We start from the raw sequence: 19,880 nt of genomic DNA, 5'->3' as shown, positions 1-19,880 counted from the left end.
GGTGGAAGTCACTTGACGCTCTGCATCTCTTCCCAGATCGCGTCGTAATAGGCCCTTTCCACACGGAAGTGCTGCGATAGCGAGGTCAGGAACGCATTCTGGAACTGCACGTCCGGAATCCGCCGCGCGATGAGTTGCCATTCGCGCTTGGCCCGCGGCGGTACGAGGCTGATGTGGACCTTGTAGTACTCCGCCTGGTCCTCGCTCAGGCCGGCCTGGAGCAGGGCCCGATAGAGCTTTTCGTGGTTCCCCGGCACGACCAGTTCGGTGATGTAGAACACCGCCAGCCCCCAACCGACCTCGGCATGCCGGAAGGCACGGGCGCGATTGTTCAGGTAGGCGATTTCCTCGGGCATCGTCGACACGGCCTGGAAGTCCGCCTCCAGGTCGATGGCTTCGAGCAGCTTGGCCAGCAGGCGCGGATGCGAACCCTTTTCGTCTTCCTCGCCCAACTCGCCATAGAGGTAGCGCGCCAGCGCCGCGGCCTCGTCCACATCGGTCAGGTTGACCAACAGGTCGGCCGCATCGCGGTACAGGCGGAAGGTGCGGAACCACTGGTGACGGAGGAACACCTGGAGCTGCGCGCGGGAGGCCGAGCCGGAGAACACGTACTGCGACATCGGGTGCCGCTCGCGGGACTGCGCGGCGATTTCCTGTTCGAGACGCTTCTGGAAATCCTCCTCGGACAGCGCCCTGGAAAGATCGGCGGCGGGCATGAAACGCTCTTCGACGCGATAGATCGCCCGGGCCAGCCAGCGCCGGGTCTGGGCGGTCGCCACGTCGTCGCTCAACGAAAGGACGTAGAGCAACTGCTGGTACGCGGCATAGGCCTGGCGGTCGCCCTTGAGCCCTGCCTCGGCCAGCGCGGCCAGCTTGCTCGCGGCGCTATCGATCTGGCGGGAAGTAGCGTGGACGGCCAGCGCATCGGCAACGATGCGTGCTTCATCGATGGGCAGGTTCTGCAACTGCGGCAGGGAAAAATTGCGGGTATTCATCCTGTACTCCTTGTTCTTGTTCTGGATAGGCATCAGGCCATGGCCAGGGAATTCGCCTGCATCTGCTCCCAGAGCAGGTCGAAGTAGGCCCGGTTGATTTCGAAGTGGCGCGCCAGCGACTGCATGAACTTGCGCTGGAAGTCTTCGCTCGGCGCGAACTTGGCGATCAGCGCCCACATCTCCTCGGTATCGATCTCGTCCTGGGTGCCGTGCAGGCGATGGAACTCGCTGGGTTGCTCGGGCACGCCCAGGCGCTGCAGGAGTTCGTAGATGCGCCGGTGGTTGACGCAGCTCACCGACTCGACCGCGTACAGGAGCGCAAGGCCCCAGGCGACATCGGTGTGCCGCACGCAACGGATACGGTTGTTGAGGTAGGCCTTCTCCAGCGGATGCAGCGCCGGGAAATCGATGCGCAGCGGAATGTCGAAGTAGGTCATCAGGTGGGACAGCAACGCGGGGTGCGAGCGCTCCGGCGTCTCCGCCCCGGCCTCGCCGTAGAGGTTGCGGTAGAACACCGAGGCGTCCTCGATGTTTTCGAAGCGGAAGGCCAGCTCCGCCAGGAGGCTGTAGAAGTTGTAGGAACGGACCCAATGGTGTTCCAGGAAGAAGCGCACGTCCTCGACCGGCGGCGTGCCCTGGAACAGGTGGACCGACATGGGATGGCGCACCCGGCTGCGCGCCTCGATCTCGGCGTCGACCTTCTTGCGGAACTCCTCCACCGGGACGGCGCTGAAACCGGCCGGCTCGGGAGCGAAACGATCCTCGACCAGGTAGACCTGGCTCGCCATCCAGCGGCGGGTCGGCTCCGTATGCGGATCGCTGCCTACGTGCAGTTCCAGGAGCAACGCCTGGTACTGCGCGTAAGCCGAAGCATCGCCGCCCAGGCCTTTGGCCGTGACCGCGAGAATCGCCTCGAGCGCGAGCGTGATCTGGTCCAGGGAGGCACCGGGTTTCAAGGCTTCAGCCAGGAGAGCCGATGCATTTCGGGCAGGTTCCGACATTGTCCGCTGGGAACGGATATTCATATCGGAGGAAGAACTGCAGCATTGCTGTAACGGATTTGAAGTCATTTGGATCACCCTTGTTTTTGTTGTTGTGCGGGGCGACCGTAAAGCTTGCCACGGTGGCAAGGTCAAGCAATGCAGCGGCCTTCTCGGCGGACAAAGGAGTTCGCCGAAAGGTGCTCTTCGATAACACTGGATGCGCTGCGAAAAACCCCGAGCTAAAGGCCTGCGAATCCATCGGAGAATAACTTTTAGGGTTTCCTGTCAGCGCCTCTTTCCGTTCACATAACTGTCACCTCGCGGCCGACTGAAATATTGATTTACAAATTCCAAAGCGTTCTTTCCACAATAGCCAAGCGCCATTGATGGCATATGGCGCGCAGACTTCAATGAAAATCATTTTCCTATTGCCGGCACTGGGCGAAACGCTACTATCCGACCCTACGCCTGCGTCATGCCCATGCACTCAACGGCCCTCCGGATAACCGGCGTCGCTCAACGCCTCGAGGAATGCGTGCTTGTCCAGAGTGCTCTCGACCCTAGCCTCGCGCCGAGGGGGATCGGTCTCTACGCGCGCCTGGGGATCGACGCCGTGCAGGATACGGGTGACAGTCTTGGCACAACCGCCGCAGGTCATGTTCGGAATATGGAAAGAAAACATCGCAACCTCCTGGTTTGTTGACTCCTGCGAACCATGAGTCCTGCCATCGTGACAAGGTCAACTCATAAATCTCTCAGGTAAACCAAACTTTCAAAAATTCATATGAATAGTTCCAGATGTTATTCCGCAAACTTCAAACAACGGGCAAAGCCAAGAACGAACATATAGAACAACTCCGCCAGGCAACCGAGATACCGCGTCAGCCAGCTCCACTCACCACTGAAGAACCTCTCGACGATATGTATTCGACGTCTCCGTGCGGCGCGAGCGCAGAGGCACAAGAGTGACCTCGTTCAATAAGAAACGGCGGGCAGCCGGAACGTACCTGAAGAACAATGAGAAAGTAATACTTCCCCACTCTTCTGAACATTGAAGTCCCGAGCAGATACTTTCCATCTGCCCTCTTCACTCATCCATCTGAATGAACTACCGAAAAAGAGTTCGGAACCGACTTATCGATAAGGCGGACAGGGACGAGCGATCCGCGCCAGGCAATCCGTACTCCCGGGGTTCGCCAAATAACCGGAGGACGCGCCGCACGGCCCTCGACCTAGGCAGTCGAGCGAAGGCCGGCGGCCGGAAACCGCCGGCGGCTGATCAGGAGCGACTGTCGCGCTGCCGTGCCACGCCTGGAGAGGTATCGTCGGTAGCCACGCCACAGCGCCGCGCCCCCGCGCAGGCTTCCCAGCCACCACCCAGCGCCTTGTAGATACCCACGACGGCAAGGCGCTGCTCGGTGCGCGCGATGCTCAATGCGCGCCGGCTGAGGTAGTCCGAGCGTTCCGCCTCGAGCACGTCCAGGTACTCGCCGTCCCCCTGGACGAAGCGTTCCCGGGCCAGGCGCGCCGCCTCGCGATTGGCCGTCGCCTCGAGCAGGCGCAGGCGGAGCCTGTCAGCGGCAGCGCCATAGCCGTTGAAGGCATCATCGGTCTCCTGCAGGGCGCGCAGCACCGTCCGGTCGTAGAGGATCAATGCCTCCTGCGCACGGGCCTCGCTGGCGGCGATCCGCGCCCGCACGCGACCGCGGTCGAGTAACGCCCAGCGAATCACCGGGTTCAGGACGTTGAAGGACGTACCACTCTCGTCCAAAGCATCGAGATTGCCGGCGACCAGGCCGATCGAGCCGCGTACCTCGACCTGCGGATACAGCCCCGCGGTCTCGACGCCGATACGTGCGGTCGCGGCCGCCAGGTTGCGTTCGGCCGCGGCGATGTCGGCGCGACGCGCCAGCAGTCCCGCCGGGTCGCCGACCCCGAGGGTGCGGAGCGTCAGCCTTTCCCCGGAGGCACGGGCGACCGGCGGGCTGAAGGCCTGCGGGGCTTCCGCGAGGAGAACGGCCAGTGCATTGCGGGTGGCGGCGCGGCGCCGTTCGAGGTCGGGCACGGCCGCCTCGACGTTGTGCAATAACGCTTCGGCGCGCAACCGGTCGAACTCGTGGGCGGAGCCGGCGCTGACCAGGCGTTCGACCATCTCCAGGCTGTCGCGCTGGTTGCCGGCGATGTCATGGACCACCGCAAGTTCGGCCTCGATGCCCTGTAGCTGGAACCAGGTCATGGCAACCGTAGCCGCGACGCTCGCCTGCACGTTGCGCAGCAGGGCCTCGCGCGAGCCCGCCTGCGCCTCGGCGGCCTCCACCGAGCGCCGCACCCGGCCGAACAGGTCGATTTCCCAGGAAGCATCCAGCGCGCCGCGATAGGTCTCGATGTCGCGCTGCTGGCCGGCCGGTGTTTCCACCTCGCCGCGCCGCCGGGCCTGGTAATCGAACGCCGGGCCTCCGCGCGGCAGGAACTCTTCGCGGTTCTCGCGCAGCAGCGCCTTCGCTTCGTCCAGGCGCGCGCCGGCAAGGGCGATGTCGAGGTTCGCCGCGAGCGCCCGCTGGATCAGAGACTCCAGGGCTGGCTCGTCGAACCCGCGCCACCACTCGATCTCCACGCCACCGCCATCGATACCCGCCGGCATCGCGCCGAAGCTGGCCGGTGCGGACGCGCTCGGCGGCGCATAGTCGGGCCCCACCGCGGCACAGCCGCCCAGCAGGATCAGCGCGCTCAACGAAGACCGCAGGTATGGCTTCATGGACGGCCTCCCTCCAGATGCGCCAGGCTGCCGCCGGCGCGTCGCTCCAGGTGCGCCGCCAGTGCCCGTACCAGTACGTAGAACACCGGCGTGAGGAACAGGCCGAACAGCGTCACCCCGAGCATCCCGGCGAATACCGCGACGCCCATCGCCTGGCGCATTTCCGCTCCGGCGCCGCTGGCCATGACCAACGGCACCACGCCGGCGATGAACGCCAGCGAGGTCATCAGGATCGGCCGCAGGCGCAGGCGGCAAGCCTCGACCACCGCCTCCAGCGCACGGGCGCCCTCGGCCTCCAGCGTGCGGGCGAACTCGACGATCAGGATCGCGTTCTTCGCCGCCAGGCCTACCAGCACCACCAGCCCGATCTGGACGAACACGTTGTTGTCGCCGCCCACCAGCCACACCCCGGCGATCGCGCTGAGCAGGCACATCGGCACGATCAGCAGGACCGCCAGCGGCAACAGCCAGCTGTTGTACTGCGCGGCGAGGATCAGGTAGGCCAGCAGCACGCACAGCGGGAAGATGAACAGCGCGCTGTTGCCGGCCAGCTTCTGCTGGTAGGTCAGGTCGGTCCATTCGAAGGTCATGCCCTCGGGCAGCACTTCGCCGGCCAGGCGCTCCATCAACGCCACCGCCTGTCCCGAACTGACGCCGGGAAGCGCGCCGCCGCTGATATCCGCCGACGGATAGCCGTTGTAGTGGATCACCCGGTCGGGACCGGAGCTGGGCGTCACGGTGACGAACGAGGACAGCGGCAACATCGCCCCGGCGGCATTGCGTACCTGCAGGCGCCCGATGGCTTCGGCCTGCATGCGGTGCGGCGCATCGGCCTGGGCAGTGACCTTGTAGGTGCGACCGAAGCGGTTGAAGTCGTTGATGTACAGCGAGCCGAGGTAGACCTGCAATGCCTCGAACACATCGGCCAGGCGAACGCCCTGGCTCTTCACCTTGGTGCGGTCGACCACCACCTCGAGCTGCGGGGCATTGATATCGAAGCTGGTCATCAAGCCCCCGAGCTGGCCGGACTCAGTGGCCTTCATCATCAGCACCTGGGTCTGCCTGGCCAGGGCTTCCAGCCCGGCGCCGCCGCGATCCTCGACCTGCATCTTGAAGCCGCCGATGGTTCCCAGCCCCGGTACCGGCGGCGGCGGGAAGACCCCGAGGAAGCCGTCGGGAATGCTGGCGAACCTGGCTTGCAGGCGCCCGGCGATGGCCAGCGCGCCGAGATCGGCGGAGGTGCGCGATTCGAACGGATCGAGCATGAAGAACATGACCGCGGCGTTCGGCACGTTGACGAAACCGTTCACCGACAGGCCCGGAAAGGCCACGACGCTCTCCACCCCCGGCTCGTCGAGGCCGATCCGGGACATCTGCCTGACCACCGCATCGGTACGCTCCAGCGACGCTCCGTTCGGCAACTGGGCGATGCCGACCAGATAGTACTTGTCCTGCATCGGCACGAAGCCCGGCGGCACCGCCTGGAAACCGACCCAGGTCAGGCCAAGCAGGCCCCCATACACCACCAGGGCCAGGCCGCTCACCCGCACCACCTTGCGCACCGCGTTGCCGTAGGCCTCGGGGGCATTTCGCAACGGTCGGCCGAGGGCCTGGAGCAGTCGCTGGAAGCGCCCCGCCACCGCACCTCCGGCCGGCCGCGGACGCAACAGCAGGCCCGCCAGGGCCGGGCTGAGGGTCAGCGAGTTGAGCGCCGACAGGATGGTGGAGATGGCGATGGTCAGGGCGAACTGACGATAGAACTCGCCCTGCAGGCCACTGAGAAAGGCCGTGGGGATGAACACCGCCGCCAGCACCGAGGTGATCGCCATGATCGGCCCGGTGACCTCGTCCATCGCACGCCGCGCGGCCTGGAGCGGCGGCTCGCCGTTCTCGATGTGGCGCTCGACGTTTTCCACCACCACGATGGCGTCATCGACGACGATGCCGATCGACAACACCAGGCCGAACAACGACAGGGTATTCAGCGAGAAACCCATCAGGTGCATGACGGCGAAGGTGCCGACCAGCGAGACCGGCACGGCCATCAGCGGAATCAGCGAAGCACGCCAGCTACGCAGGAACAGCACCACCACCACCACGACCAGCAGGATCGCCTCCAGCAGGGTGGTGGCCACGGTCTGCAACGAAGCGCGGACGAACACCGTCGGGTCGTAGGCGATGCGCGCGCTCAGGCCGGCCGGGAAGTTGCCTTCGAGCCTCGCCACGGTGGCACGCACCGCTTCGGCGGTATCCAGCGCGTTGGCTCCGGGGCTCTGGATGATCTGCAAGGCCACCGCCGGCTCGCCGTCCAGCAGGCTGCGCAGCGCATAGGCATCGCCGCCCATCTCGATCCGCGCGACGTCGCGCAGGCGCGTCACCTGGCCGTCGGCGCCGGTGCGGACGATGATGTCGCCGAACTGCTCTTCGTCGCTCAGCCGCCCGAGGGTATTCACCGTGACCTGGAAGGCCGCGGTGGAGTCCGGCGCCTGGCCGACGGCGCCGGCCGCCACCTGGACGTTCTGTTCGCGTACCGCGGCGATCACCTCGCCCGCCGTCAGCCCGCGCGCGGCGATCAGGTCGGGGTCGAGCCACAGGCGCATGCTGTACTCGCCGGCGCCCCACACCACCACATCGCTGATCCCCGGCAGGCGAAGCAGTTCGTCGCGCACCTGGAGGTAGGCGTAGTTCGAGATGTACAGCGGGTCGTAGCGTTGCTCCGGCGACAGCAGGTGCACCACCATGAGGATGTCCGGCGAGGTCTTCTGGGTGACCACGCCCTGCCGCTGCACCTCGTCGGGCAGGCGCGAGAGCACCCGCGAGACCCGGTTCTGCACCTGGATCTGGGCCATGTCGGGATCGATGTGCTGGTCGAAGGTGATGGTCAGGATCATTCGCCCGTCGGTGGCCGACTGCGAGGACATGTACAGCATCCCCTCGACCCCGGTGATCGCCTGCTCCAGCGGCGTCGCCACCGTCTGCGCGATCACGTCGGGGTTGGCGCCGGGATAGGCGGTGGTCACCTGCACGGTCGGCGGCGTCACCGCCGGGTATTCGCTCAGCGGCAACTGGAAGAACGAAACGATGCCTCCGATCATCATCAGCACCGAAAGAACGATGGCGAAGATCGGTCTATCGATGAAGAAGCGTGGGAATGTCATTGTGCGGCCCCCACGGTCTTCGACAGGTCGACGGGCGTGCCATCGATTTCCGCAAGGAGCGGCGTGATCTGCATGTCCGGCCGCACCAGGCCCTTGACGACGATGCGCTCGCCCGGCTGCAGGCCCTGGCGGACGACCCGCAGGCCGTCGACCATCGGCCCGAGTTCCACCGGCCGGTACTGGGTCTTGTTGCCTTCGTCGACGACCAGCACATAGCGCCGGCCCTGGTCGGTGCCGATGGAATGGTCGGCGACCAGCACCTGCTCGCGAGGCTTGCCGGTCTCCAGCCTGACCTTGGCGAACAGCCCCGGCGTCAGTTGCCCGTCCGGGTTGTCGACCACCGCCCGAACCCGGACCGTGCCGGTCCCGCGGTCGGCGGCATTGGCGAGGAAATCGAGGCGACTGCTTCGTCCATAGGACTCGTCGGTGAGCAGCGCCACCTTGACCCTGGGGGCCTGCTCGCCTTCCCTGCCGCGGGTCGGCGCCAGGGCCTGCAGGTAGGTGCGCTCGTCGACATCGAAGTACACGTACAGCGGATCGACCGAAACGATGCTGGTCAGCGCGGTGACGCCATTGGTGACGTAGTTGCCCTCGGTGACCTGGATATGCCCGACACGCCCGCCGATCGGTGCCGTCACCCGCGTGAAGCCGAGATCCAGTTGCGCCGCGTCGAGGGCGGCCCTGGCCGCATCGACCTGGGCCTTGCTGGCATTGCGCGAGGCGATGGCGCTGTCGAGCCGCTCCCGGGCGACGACCTTCCGCGCATACAGCAGCTCGGCTCGCTCGTGTTCGGTGCGCGCCAGCAACGCCGCGGCCTCGGCCTCGCGCAGGCGTGCCCTGGCGGCATCCTGCGCCGCCTTGAACACGCGCGGGTCGATGAGGAACAGTTGCTGGCCCTTCTCTACCAGGCGGCCTTCCGGCACCGTAACGTCCTGGATGTAGCCGGCGACGCGCGGCCGCAGTTCTACCTGCTCGACAGCGGTCAGCGAGCCGGTGAACTCGGCGTAGGGTGTCACCGGGCGAACCACCACCTCGGCGACGGGAACGCTTGGCGGGGCGCTCGCCGCCCCCGGCGGCGCCGATTCCCCGCAGCCAGCGATAAGGGCCGCGACACCTAGCGTCGCGGTGATGCGGATGAAGTGTCTGAGATTCATTGTTGTGCCTTCCTGGTCTGAGCCTGCGTGGCCTGGCTGGACGAAACCGCTTCCGTGGCCGGTTATCAACCTTGACACCTTGGCAAGGTCAACCCCCCTTTTTTCCGACCTCATGGCGAAGGCGCAGCGAGCTTTCGGCCGGTCACCGGGGGCGGGACGCCTGGCACGCTCGGAGACGCAGCGGGCAGCTCGGGAGGGTGGCGGAGGCAGGCCGACCGGCTATCGACGGCCGGCCCAGGGAAGAGGCGAAACGCCCCGTAGGAAGGGAAGTCCGGCAAAGGGCCGGTCGCCGGGACGGGGACGATCCCGATCTCGCAGCCGGTTGCCGGCCACATGGTAAAATCCGCCTTTGACCGTGAAGCTCGAGGCAATGAAAATGCGCATTCTCCATACCATGATCCGGGTCGGAAACATCGATCGCTCGATCGATTTCTATACCCGGGTGCTAGGCATGACCCTGCTCAGGAAGAACGACTATCCCGACGGCCAGTTCACCCTCGCCTTCGTCGGCTATGGCAACGAGGCGGATTCCGCGGTGATCGAGCTTACCCACAACTGGGGCGTGGATGCCTACGAGATCGGCACCGGCTACGGCCATATCGCCATCGAGGTCGACGACGCCTACCAGGCCTGCGACGACATCCGCAACAACGGCGGCCAGGTCACCCGCGAAGCCGGGCCGATGAAGCACGGTACCACCGTGATCGCCTTCGTGACCGACCCGGACGGCTACAAGATCGAACTGATCCAGAAGTCTTCCTGAACGGCCCCGGCTATCGCTTTCAGCAATCCGGAACGAAGAACCCCGGCTCATGGCCGGGGTTCTTCGTTCCATCGCAGGCGGCGCGCGTCGGTCAGGACAGCGTGCGGCCCTTGTTCGCGGCGATGCGCATGCGCAGCGCGTTGAGCTTGATGAAGCCCGCGGCATCGGCCTGGTTGTAGGCGCCGCCGTCTTCCTCGAAGGTCGCGATGTTGGCGTCGAACAGCGAGTCGTCGGACTTGCGGCCCACCACCACGACGTTGCCCTTGTACAGCTTCAGGCGCACTACGCCGTTCACGTTGACCTGCGAGGCGTCGATCATCTGCTGCAGCATCAGGCGCTCCGGGCTCCACCAGTAGCCGGTGTAGATCAGGCTGGCGTACTTGGGCATCAGCTCGTCTTTCAGGTGGGCCACTTCGCGGTCCAGGGTGATCGACTCGATGGCGCGGTGGGCCTTGAGCATGATGGTGCCGCCGGGGGTCTCGTAGCAGCCACGGGACTTCATGCCGACATAGCGGTTCTCGACGATGTCGAGGCGGCCGATGCCGTTGATCCCGCCGACGCGGTTCAGCTCGGTGAGCACCTCGGCCGGGGTCATGTCCTTGCCGTCGATGGCGACGATGTCGCCCTTGCGGTAGGTCAGCTCGATGTAGGTCGGGGTGTCCGGCGCGTTTTCCGGGGAAGCGGTCCACTTCCACATGTCTTCTTCGTGCTCGGTCCAGGTATCTTCCAGCACGCCGCCTTCGTAGGAGATATGCAGGAGGTTGGCGTCCATCGAGTACGGCGACTTCTTCTTGCCGTGGCGCTCGATCGGGATGCCGTGCTTCTCGGCATAGTCCATCAGCTTCTCGCGGGACAGCAGGTCCCACTCGCGCCAGGGCGCGATCACCTTGACGCCGGGCTTCAGCGCGTAGGCGCCCAGCTCGAAGCGGACCTGGTCGTTGCCCTTGCCGGTGGCGCCGTGGGAGATGGCGTCGGCGCCGGTCTCGTTGGCGATCTCGATCAGGCGCTTGGCGATCAGCGGACGAGCGATGGAGGTGCCCAGCAGGTACTCGCCTTCGTAGACGGTGTTGGCGCGGAACATCGGGTAGACGAAGTCGCGGACGAATTCTTCGCGCAGGTCGTCGATGTAGATTTCCTTGACGCCCATCGCGCGGGCCTTGGCGCGAGCCGGTTCGACTTCCTCGCCCTGGCCGAGGTCGGCGGTGAAGGTCACCACTTCGCAGTTATAGGTATCTTGCAACCACTTCAGAATTACCGAGGTATCCAGGCCGCCGGAATACGCCAGGACTACCTTCTTCACATCCGCCATGCCATCACTCCACGGGGGTCGTCACGAAAAGCGACAATTCTACGCAGGGCATTCGGGAAATTACAGAGGGGCGACAGCTTTAGACGCAAAAGCGACAGATTCTATCGTTTGCGCGACTCAAACCGTGGGTTTTCCCTGAAGCGAGGCGGCCGGAGGCTTCGGTGCGGCAGGTTCTGCCGCGGGCGGCGCCGGCTTGTCCTCGGCCTTCGGCGCTTCCGTCGCCGGCTCGACCACCGCCTCGCGCGACAGGTGCACGGTGACCCGGCGGTTGCGCGCACGGTTGGCGGCGCTGTTGTTGGCCACCAGCGGGTAGCGCTCGCCGTAGAAGCGCACGTTGATCTGGCTTTCCGGCACCCCGTTGCTCTTCAGGTACTCCTGCACCGCCAGCGCGCGGCGGCGCGACAGGTCGCGGTTGGTCAGGCGGTTGCCGCTGTTGTCGGAGTGCCCGTCGAGTTCGATCCGGTTGATGCTCGGATCGGCCTTGAGCAGTTGCAGGATGATGTCCAGCTTGGCTCGCGCCACGTCGTTCAGCGCCGTGCCGCCGTCGGGGAAGCCGACCTGGGCCAGCTTGACCTGGTCGAAGTTCACCGGCAGCAGCTTGGCGATGCAGGCCTGGTACTGGCTGTAGACGCTGGCGAAGCGCGCCGGCAGCAGGCGCACCTCCAGGCGATCGCCCTGCCAGGTGCGATGGCGGACCAGCGGGCTGCGCCCCTCGAGCAGGCCGGTGAGCAACCGACCGGCCTGTTGCTGGCTGCTGTTGAACGGCACCTCGCCGCTACCGATGCTGACCTGGCCAAGGTCGATGTCGCCCTGCCCTGGTCGCCAGGGCGGCGCGGCAGCCAGCAGGGTCGCCGACCCGCGCCCCAGCCACTGGGCCTCGGGCTTCAGGCGGAAGGTCGCCTGCTCGCCGGCACGCCGGACGAACTCGCCGACTCCGAAATTCGCCACCGGCTGCGACAGGCGGCATTCGAACTGGTCGCCTTCGACCTTCCACTCGACGCTCTCCAGCCGCGTCTGGAAGGTCACCGCCAGCGCCGGCAGGCTGCTGAGCAGGAAAGGCAATAGAAGAAGGCGCGGCTGCACGACGGCGGGCTCCGGGAAAGCGTCCAAATACGAAGGATGTATCGGACGGCCCGGACAAAACTTGATAGCGAGTGCCCCGCCCCCCCTTTTCCGGTAGCATTTCCCCCCACGAAATCCCGTCCTGGAAGCCCCATGTCCGACCGTCTCACCCTCCTGCGCCCCGACGACTGGCACATTCACCTGCGTGACGGTGCCGCGCTGGCCAATACCGTCGGCGACGCCGCCCGCACCTTCGGCCGCGCCATCGTCATGCCGAACCTGGTGCCGCCGGTGCGCAACGCCGCCGAAGCCGACGCCTACCGGCAGCGCATCCTCGCCGCCCGCCCCGCCGCCAGCCGCTTCGAGCCGCTGATGGTGCTGTACCTCACCGACCGCACCAGCGCCGAGGAAGTCCGTACCGCCAAGGCCAGCGGCTTCGTGCATGCCGCCAAGCTCTATCCGGCAGGCGCCACCACCAACTCGGACTCTGGCGTGACCCGCATCGACAATATCTTCGAAGCGCTCGAGGCGATGGCCGAGGTCGGCATGCCGCTGCTGGTGCATGGCGAGGTGACCCGCGCCGAGGTCGACGTATTCGATCGTGAGAAGCAGTTCATCGACGAGCACCTGCGCCGGGTGGTCGAGCGCTTCCCGACCCTGAAGGTGGTCTTCGAGCACATCACCACCGGCGACGCCGCCCAGTTCGTCCGGGAAGCCCCGGCCAACGTCGGCGCGACCATTACCGCCCATCACCTGCTGTACAACCGCAACCACATGCTGGTCGGCGGTATCCGTCCGCACTTCTATTGCCTGCCGATCCTCAAGCGCAACACCCACCAGGAAGCCCTGCTGGACGCCGCGGTGAGCGGCAATCCGAAATTCTTCCTCGGCACCGACTCGGCGCCGCACGCCCGCCACGCCAAGGAAGCCGCCTGCGGTTGCGCCGGCTGCTACAGCGCCTACGCCGCCATCGAGCTGTATGCCGAGGCCTTCGAACAGCGCAATGCGCTGGACAAGCTGGAAGGCTTCGCCAGCCTGCACGGCCCGGACTTCTATGGCCTGCCGCGCAACACCGACCGGATCACCCTGGTCCGCGAGGAATGGCAGGCGCCCGCCAGCCTCCCCTTCGGCGACTTCGACGTGGTGCCGCTGCGCGCCGGCGAGACACTCCGCTGGAAACTGCTGGAGGCCGGGGCATGAGCGAAGACAACTTCGACGACGAATTCGACGGCAGCCTCCCCAGCGGCCCGCGCCATCCGATGGCGCGCCGCTTCCGCGGCTACCTGCCGGTAGTGGTGGACGTCGAGACCGGCGGCTTCAACTCGGCCACCGACGCGCTGCTGGAAATCGCCGCGACCACTGTCGGCATGGACGAGAAAGGCTTCCTGTTCCCGGAACACACCTACTTCTTCCGCATCGAGCCCTTCGAAGGCGCCAACATCGAGCCGGCCGCGCTGGAATTCACCGGCATCAAGCTTGACCACCCGCTGCGCATGGCGGTGCAGGAGGAAGCGGCACTCACCGAGATCTTCCGCGGCATCCGCAAGGCGCTGAAGGCCAATGGCTGCAAGCGGGCGATCCTGGTCGGCCACAACAGCAGCTTCGACCTCGGTTTCCTCAATGCCGCCGTGGCGCGTACCGGGATCAAGCGCAATCCGTTCCATCCCTTCTCCAGCTTCGACACCGCCACCCTGGCTGGCCTCGCCTACGGCCAGACGGTCCTGGCCAAGGCCTGCCAGGCCGCCGGCATGGAGTTCGACAACCGCGAGGCGCACTCGGCACGCTACGACACCGAGAAGACCGCCGAGCTGTTCTGCGGCATCGTCAACCGCTGGAAGGAAATGGGCGGCTGGATGGATGACGACGACTGAGCCTCGGCCCACTTAGGCGGATAACGCCAGGACGTTATCCGTCCTACGCGACCGGTCAGGCAATCTCCCCCTCTTCGGAGCGAGGCGCGTGACCTGGGATGGGGCTGCCGGCCCCCGCGAACCCATGAAAAAGCCCCGCCGAAGCGGGGCTTTTTCCAACGCGCGAAGCAGGCTCTTCTTACAGCTTGCTGGCGTTCTCGGCCAGGTACTTGGCCACGCCTTCGGGCGATGCGGTCATGCCCTTGTCGCCCTTCTTCCAGTTGGCCGGGCAGACTTCGCCGTGCTCCTCATGGAACTGCAGGGCATCGACCAGACGCAGCAGCTCGTCCATGTTGCGGCCCAGCGGCAGGTCGTTGACGATCTGCGAGCGCACAACGCCTTCCTTGTCGATCAGGAACGCGCCACGGAAGGCCACGCCGCCGTCGGACTCGACGTCATAGGCCTTGGCGATCTCGTGCTTGGTGTCGGCCGCCAGGGTGTACTTGACGGCGCCGATGCCGCCCTTGTCCACCGGGGTGTTGCGCCAGGCGTTGTGGGTGAAGTGGGAGTCGATGGAAACGCCGATCACCTCGACGTTGCGCGCCTGGAATTCCGGGATGCGGTGGTCCAGGGCGATCAGCTCGGACGGGCAGACGAAGGTGAAGTCCAGCGGATAGAAGAACACCAGGCCGTACTTGCCCTTGATGGCCTCGGACAGGGTGAAGCTCTCGACGATCTCGCCATTGCCCAGTACCGCGGCAACGTTGAAGTCAGGCGCTTTCTTACCTACGAGTACGCTCATTCCATGTCTCCTTTAAGCGGAAGGTTGAAGGACGGCACCGCAGCCTGCCGGCTCCTCGTGAAGCCTCGATGGCAGGGGCGCCGTTCCCCGGGAAACAACCATCATACACCCCGCCCCAGCCGGCGCTAAGTCTTTGTCCGACAAAGCCATTTGTCGGGGGGCGAAAAAAACCCGACTAAAACGCTCCAGGGAACTTTGACAATCATTCTCATTATTATTAGTATCTTTTCCAACTCAACTTCCCAGTAGCCAGATCGCCATGTACGTCTGCCTCTGCCAAGGTGTTACCGACAACCAGATCCGCGATGCCATCTACGAAGGCTGCTGCAGCTATCGTGAGGTTCGCGAAGCCACCGGCGTCGGTACCCAGTGCGGCAAGTGCGCATGCCTGGCCAAGCAGGTGGTACGCGAAACCCTCAACGACCTGCAGAGTGCCCAGCCGGTACCGGCGTTCGGGACTACGGCGTTCGTCGCTGCCTGAAAAATATTTTTTATCCCTCTTTCAGAAGAACCGGGCCTGGCGCCCGGTTTTTTTATGCCTTCAATTCAATGACTTAGCGGCAGAACGCGGAAAGAAAACATTCGTATTCATATTCTTTTTCCCTTATATTTCAATAACTTAGGTTTGACACCCTGCTTCGTCGCGGCCAAACTTGGCGAATCACACCCACTACGACGGCAGGATTCGGCATGAAAGGCGACAAGAAAGTCATCCAGCACCTCAACAAGATCCTCGGCAACGAGCTGATCGCGATCAACCAGTACTTCCTCCACTCGCGCATGTGGAACGACTGGGGCCTGAAGCGCCTCGGCGCCCACGAGTACCACGAGTCGATCGACGAGATGAAGCATGCCGACAAGCTCATCGAGCGCATCCTCTTCCTCGAAGGCCTGCCCAACCTGCAGGACCTCGGCAAGCTGCTGATCGGCGAGAACACCCAGGAAATGCTGCAGTGCGACCTGAACCTGGAGCTGAAGGCGACCAAGGACCTGCGCGAAGCCATCGTGCATTGCGAGCAGGTGCACGACTATGTCAGCCGCGACCTGCTGAAGGACATCCTGGAGTCGGAAGAAGAGCACATCGACTACTTGGAAACCCAACTGGGCCTGATCCAGAAAGTCGGCCTGGAGAACTACCTGCAGTCGCACATGCACGAAGACGACTGATCGGGAACCACGACGAAGCGCCGGCGGCCTGCCCCGCCGGCGCTTTTTTCTTGCCGCCAGAAAGCCTCAGGCGCTGCGCGGCCTGCGCCGGACCAGATCGGCGCGCAGGGCCAGCAACAGGCAAAGACCGACCAGTACCAGCAATGCCCAGCGCAGGCCGATCTCGTGGGCCAGCAGGCCGATCAGCGGCGGTCCCATCAGCAGTCCGCCATACCCCACGGTAGAGACGGCGGCGACCCCGATCACCGGATCGATGCCCGGCTGGTTGCCAGCAGCGCTGATCACGATCGGCACCATCACCGACAGTCCCAGGCCAACCACCCCGAAACCGGCGATGCTCAGCGCCGGCCAGGGGCTGAACAGCGCCACCAGCATGCCCAGCGTGGCCAGCGAACCCAGGCCGCGCAGCAACGGCGCATCGTCGATGCGTCCGCGCAGGCGGTCGCCGAACAGCCGCCCCACCACCATCGCCGCGGAAAACGCCGCGAAGCCCAGCGCCGCCACCCGCTCGGAAGCATCCAGAACGCTGTGCAGGAACAGCGCGCTCCAGTCAGCCACGCCGCCCTCGGAAACGAACGCGCAGAGAATCAGCAGGCCCAGGCCGAGCAAGGCTCGCGGCGGCAAGGTGAAGCCGCCGCCCTTGCGCGCGCCCGCCTTGCTCGGGTCCGGCGGAAGCAACGCGCGTACGAAGAATGGCAGGCTCAGCAGGCCGAGTGCGGAGAGAATGAGGAAGTGCCAGAACGGCGTCAGTCCGGCCAGGGCCGCGGCGCTCAACGCACCGACCAGGCAACCGAGGCTGTACATGCCATGCAGCATGGACATGCAGGGCTTGCCGAGCAGGCGCTCGACATCCACCGCCTGGATGTTCATCGCCACGTCCATCCCGGCGAAGCTCACGCCCAGCACGTAGAAGGCCAACGCCAGTTGCCACCAGCCCTGGCTCAGGCCGAGCAGCGGAAACACCAGCAGCATGATCAGGCAACCGCCGATCACTACGCTGCGGCTGCCGATGCGCTGGACCAGGAAACCGCTCAACGGGAACGCCGTGAGCGCGCCGACCCCGACGCCGAGCAGGGCCTGGCCGAGCGCGCGCTCGTCCAGCTGGGTCTGCTCCTTGAGCGCCGGGATGCGTCCCATCAGGTTGCCGATGACCAGCCCGGCCATGGCGAAGAAATAGATGCAAGCCAGGCGACCCTGGCGAGGATTGACTTCCGACATGGAGGCTCCCGGTTTCCTTGCTGGTTTCTCCGGACAAAAAAGAAACCCCGCACAAGGCGGGGCTCTTCATCGGATGCGCGGATCAGGCGTTGGCTTTGGCCGCCGCGTCCTTGACCAGGGTCTGCAGTTCGCCCTTCTCGAACATCTCGGCGAGGATGTCGCTGCCGCCGACCAGTTCGCCATTGACCCACAGCTGCGGGAAGGTCGGCCAGTTCGCGTACTTCGGCAGGTTGGCGCGGATTTCCGGGTTCTGCAGGATGTCGACGTAGGCGAACTTCTCGCCACAGGCCATCAGCACCTGGGCCGCGCGCGAGGAGAAACCGCACTGCGGGGCGTTCGGCGAACCCTTCATGTACAGCAGGATGGGGTTGTTGGCGATCTGCTCTTTAATGGTTTCGATGATGTCCATGGCTTACCTCAACAGGAACGTTTCGACACGGTAACTCGGCAAATAATGACCGGTATTGTATCGGAAAGCCTAGCGCGACGCTCGGCTTTACTCTCGCGTTCCGTCGACCCGCTCAGGCCGCTTCCACCTCCACCGGCAGGCCGTTGAGCGCGGCGTTACCCGACAGCAGGTCGAGATGACGCTCGTCGGTCAGGTCGTTGGCGCTGACGCCGGCCTGGGCGCGGGCGATCGCCAGTTGCACGCCGGGCCGCGCGTGGCCCCAGCCGTGCGGCAGGCTGACCACCCCGGGCATCATCTCGCTGCTCGCCGCCACCTCCACCTCCACGCTGCCGACCCGCGAGCGCACCCGCACCCGTTGCCCGTCGACCAGGCCGCGACCCTCCAGGTCCCGCGGGTGCATCAGCAACTGGTGACGCGGCTTGCCCTTCACCAGGCGATGGTAGTTGTGCATCCAGGAATTGTTGCTGCGCACGTGGCGTCGTCCGATCAGCAACAACTGGTCGGACGCAGGCAGCGGCTGTGCGGCGAAGCGTTGCAGGTCGTCGACGAACAGCGGCGGCGCGGCCTGGATGCGCTGGTCGGCGGTCTTCAGGCGCGGCGCCAGGTTCGGCCGCAGCGGCCCGAGGTCGATGCCGTGGGGATGTTCGCGCAGAGTGGCCAGGCTCAGCCTGTGCTCGGAACGGTCGCCGTAGGCGCCAGCGCGCAGGCCGAGGTCGATCATCTGCTGCGGCTCCAGGGTCGGTTTCAGCTCCAGGCCGTTGCGCGCGGCGAAGGCCCGCGCCAGGCCGACGAAGATCTCCCAGTCGTGCAGCGCACCCTCGGGACGCGGCAGCACGGCCTCGTTGAAACGGGTCACGTTACGCACGGCGAAGACGTTGAAGGTGGTGTCGTAGTGATCGTGCTCCAGCGGCGCGGTGGGCGGCAGGATGAGATCGGCGTAGCGGGTCGTCTCGTTGATGTAGAGGTCGATGCTGAGCATGAACTCCAGGCCGTCCAGGGCCTGTTCGAGCCGCCTCCCGTTGGGCGTGGACAGCACCGGGTTGCCGGCTACCGTGACCAGCGCGCGCACCTGCCCCTCGCCTTCACCGAGGATTTCTTCCGCCAATGCCGCCACCGGCAGTTCGCCGCCATATTCCGGCAGCCCCGAGACGCGGCTGCGCCAACGGCCGAAGTGGCCACCCGAGGTACTCGCCACCAGGTCCAGGGCCGGCGAGGTGCACAGCGCGCCACCGACCCGGTCGAGGTTGCCGGTGACCAGGTTGATCAGTTGCACCAGCCACTGGCAGAGCGTGCCGAAGGCCTGGGTGGAAACGCCCATCCGGCCATAGCAGACCGCCCGTTCGGCGGCGGCGAAATCCCGCGCCAGTTGGCGAATGCTTTCGGCCGGCACGCCACAGCGCGCGCTCATGGACTCGGCGTCGAAGGCCGCGACCGCCTCGCGCACCCGCTCCAGCCCGTCGACCGGCAGCGGCGTGGGGCGACCGAGGTTCTCCTCGAACAGGGTGTTGAGTATCCCGAGCAACAGCGCCGCATCCTGGCCGGGACGAATGAACAGGTGCCGGTCGGAGATAGCCGCGGTCTCGCTGCGCCGGGGATCGACCACCACCAACCGGCCGCCGCGTGCCTTCAGCGCCTTCAGGCGCTTCTCCACGTCCGGCACGGTCATGATGCTCCCGTTGGACGCCAGCGGGTTGCCGCCGAGCACCAGCATGAAGTCGGTGTGGTCGATGTCGGGGATCGGGATCAACAAACCATGGCCGTACATCTGCTGGCTGACCAGGTGATGCGGCAACTGGTCGACGGAAGTCGCGGAGAAGCGGTTGCGCGTTTTCAGCAGGCCGAGGAAGTAGTTGCTATGGGTCATCAGGCCGTAGTTGTGCACGCTCGGATTGCCCTGGTAGACCGCCACCGCATCGTTGCCATGGCGCTCGCGGATCTCGCCGAGGCGGCTGGCCACCAGCGCGAAGGCCTCGTCCCAGCCGATCGGCTGCCACTCGCTGCCGACCCGGCGCAACGGCTGGCGCAGGCGGTCGGGGTCGTCCTGGATGTCCTGCAGGGCCACCGCCTTGGGACAGACATGGCCGCGGCTGAAGCTGTCCTGCGGGTCGCCCTTGATCGAGCGGATCCGCGGCACGCCGCCCTCGTCGCTCTCGGTCTCGATGGCGAGCCCGCAGATGGCCTCGCAGAGATGGCACGCACGGTAGTGGAGGGTCTTGCTCATGGCTCGCCTCTTCATTGTCGTCGCCGGCCGTCGC

General features: G+C 65.5%; 18 protein-coding genes. 5 read left to right on the top strand and 13 right to left on the bottom strand.

Going from position 1 to position 19,880, the window contains the following annotated elements:
- Positions 1-8: 8 nt before the first annotated feature.
- The 7 genes from FHW81_RS03875 to mexP form a co-directional block, all read right to left on the bottom strand.
- Positions 9-995, bottom strand: a complete 987-nt coding sequence (locus tag FHW81_RS03875; RefSeq protein WP_023090408.1) for an HOASN domain-containing protein — start codon at positions 993-995, stop codon at positions 9-11.
- Positions 996-1,027: 32 nt separating this feature from the next.
- Positions 1,028-2,065, bottom strand: coding sequence for an HOASN domain-containing protein (locus tag FHW81_RS03870; RefSeq protein WP_003119554.1), 1,038 nt, complete (start codon positions 2,063-2,065; stop codon positions 1,028-1,030).
- Positions 1,956-2,237 (bottom strand): hypothetical protein, encoded by a 282-nt coding sequence (locus tag FHW81_RS03865; protein WP_161789441.1) that lies wholly within the window; start codon positions 2,235-2,237, stop codon positions 1,956-1,958. Before FHW81_RS03865 ends, FHW81_RS03870 begins: the two co-directional genes overlap by 110 nt.
- A 228-nt stretch (positions 2,238-2,465) precedes the next feature.
- Complete coding sequence (locus FHW81_RS03860) at positions 2,466-2,660, bottom strand: heavy-metal-associated domain-containing protein (protein WP_003453567.1); 195 nt, start codon at positions 2,658-2,660, stop codon at positions 2,466-2,468.
- Positions 2,661-3,257: 597 nt separating this feature from the next.
- The gene (opmE, locus tag FHW81_RS03855; RefSeq protein ID WP_003162728.1) at positions 3,258-4,733 is read right to left on the bottom strand and encodes a multidrug efflux transporter outer membrane subunit OpmE; all 1,476 of its coding nucleotides are present in this window, start codon (positions 4,731-4,733) and stop codon (positions 3,258-3,260) included.
- Complete coding sequence (gene mexQ / locus FHW81_RS03850) at positions 4,730-7,891, bottom strand: multidrug efflux RND transporter permease subunit MexQ (RefSeq protein ID WP_003453571.1); 3,162 nt, start codon at positions 7,889-7,891, stop codon at positions 4,730-4,732. The genes opmE and mexQ overlap by 4 nt, the downstream gene beginning before the upstream one ends.
- Positions 7,888-9,045 carry a multidrug efflux RND transporter periplasmic adaptor subunit MexP gene (mexP, locus tag FHW81_RS03845; RefSeq protein ID WP_003117521.1) on the bottom strand — a complete coding sequence of 386 codons (1,158 nt, stop codon included), beginning with the start codon at positions 9,043-9,045 and terminating at the stop codon, positions 7,888-7,890. The genes mexQ and mexP overlap by 4 nt, the downstream gene beginning before the upstream one ends.
- Before the next feature lie 376 nt (positions 9,046-9,421).
- Here mexP and gloA point away from each other — a divergent pair, with 376 nt between their 5' ends.
- Positions 9,422-9,808 (top strand): lactoylglutathione lyase, encoded by a 387-nt coding sequence (gene gloA, locus FHW81_RS03840; RefSeq protein ID WP_003110007.1) that lies wholly within the window; start codon positions 9,422-9,424, stop codon positions 9,806-9,808.
- A gap of 91 nt (positions 9,809-9,899) precedes the next feature.
- Here gloA and FHW81_RS03835 read toward each other — a convergent pair whose 3' ends face one another.
- Both FHW81_RS03835 and motY read right to left on the bottom strand, forming a co-directional pair.
- Positions 9,900-11,117: an argininosuccinate synthase gene (locus tag FHW81_RS03835; RefSeq protein WP_003092065.1), complete on the bottom strand. Its 1,218-nt coding sequence runs from the start codon at positions 11,115-11,117 to the stop codon at positions 9,900-9,902.
- Positions 11,118-11,234: 117 nt separating this feature from the next.
- On the bottom strand, positions 11,235-12,200 hold the full coding sequence (gene motY, locus FHW81_RS03830; RefSeq protein WP_016253100.1) for a flagellar protein MotY: 966 nt from the start codon (positions 12,198-12,200) through the stop codon (positions 11,235-11,237).
- 132 nt (positions 12,201-12,332) lie between these two features.
- Between motY and pyrC the strand changes: the two genes are divergently transcribed.
- Positions 12,333-13,379, top strand: a complete 1,047-nt coding sequence (pyrC, locus tag FHW81_RS03825; protein WP_014602630.1) for a dihydroorotase — start codon at positions 12,333-12,335, stop codon at positions 13,377-13,379.
- Positions 13,376-14,050 carry a ribonuclease T gene (gene rnt, locus FHW81_RS03820; RefSeq protein WP_003092070.1) on the top strand — a complete coding sequence of 225 codons (675 nt, stop codon included), beginning with the start codon at positions 13,376-13,378 and terminating at the stop codon, positions 14,048-14,050. Before pyrC ends, rnt begins: the two co-directional genes overlap by 4 nt.
- 178 nt (positions 14,051-14,228) lie before the next feature.
- Here the strand turns inward: rnt and FHW81_RS03815 are convergent, their stop codons facing one another.
- On the bottom strand, positions 14,229-14,831 hold the full coding sequence (locus tag FHW81_RS03815) for a peroxiredoxin (RefSeq protein WP_003092073.1): 603 nt from the start codon (positions 14,829-14,831) through the stop codon (positions 14,229-14,231).
- A gap of 259 nt (positions 14,832-15,090) precedes the next feature.
- Between FHW81_RS03815 and FHW81_RS03810 the strand changes: the two genes are divergently transcribed.
- The gene (locus FHW81_RS03810; RefSeq protein ID WP_003092075.1) at positions 15,091-15,312 is read left to right on the top strand and encodes a bacterioferritin-associated ferredoxin; all 222 of its coding nucleotides are present in this window, start codon (positions 15,091-15,093) and stop codon (positions 15,310-15,312) included.
- 209 nt (positions 15,313-15,521) lie between these two features.
- On the top strand, positions 15,522-15,998 hold the full coding sequence (gene bfrB, locus FHW81_RS03805) for a bacterioferritin BfrB (protein ID WP_003092078.1): 477 nt from the start codon (positions 15,522-15,524) through the stop codon (positions 15,996-15,998).
- Positions 15,999-16,064: 66 nt separating this feature from the next.
- On the opposite strand, the gene FHW81_RS03800 is transcribed toward bfrB, so the two are convergent.
- The 3 genes from FHW81_RS03800 to FHW81_RS03790 form a co-directional block, all read right to left on the bottom strand.
- Complete coding sequence (locus FHW81_RS03800; RefSeq protein WP_015649282.1) at positions 16,065-17,216, bottom strand: MFS transporter; 1,152 nt, start codon at positions 17,214-17,216, stop codon at positions 16,065-16,067.
- An 82-nt stretch (positions 17,217-17,298) separates the two neighbouring features.
- Complete coding sequence (gene grxD / locus FHW81_RS03795) at positions 17,299-17,625, bottom strand: Grx4 family monothiol glutaredoxin (RefSeq protein WP_003092082.1); 327 nt, start codon at positions 17,623-17,625, stop codon at positions 17,299-17,301.
- Positions 17,626-17,737: 112 nt separating this feature from the next.
- Positions 17,738-19,846: a molybdopterin oxidoreductase family protein gene (locus tag FHW81_RS03790; protein ID WP_003159528.1), complete on the bottom strand. Its 2,109-nt coding sequence runs from the start codon at positions 19,844-19,846 to the stop codon at positions 17,738-17,740.
- Positions 19,847-19,880: the final 34 nt, after the last annotated feature.

Origin of the sequence: Pseudomonas sp. RC10-4-2, assembly GCF_050433085.1 — a bacterium.
Lineage (GTDB): Bacteria > Pseudomonadota > Gammaproteobacteria > Pseudomonadales > Pseudomonadaceae > Pseudomonas > Pseudomonas aeruginosa.
Note: the sequence above shows the minus strand (reverse complement) of the source record. Positions and strands in the feature narration are given on the sequence as shown.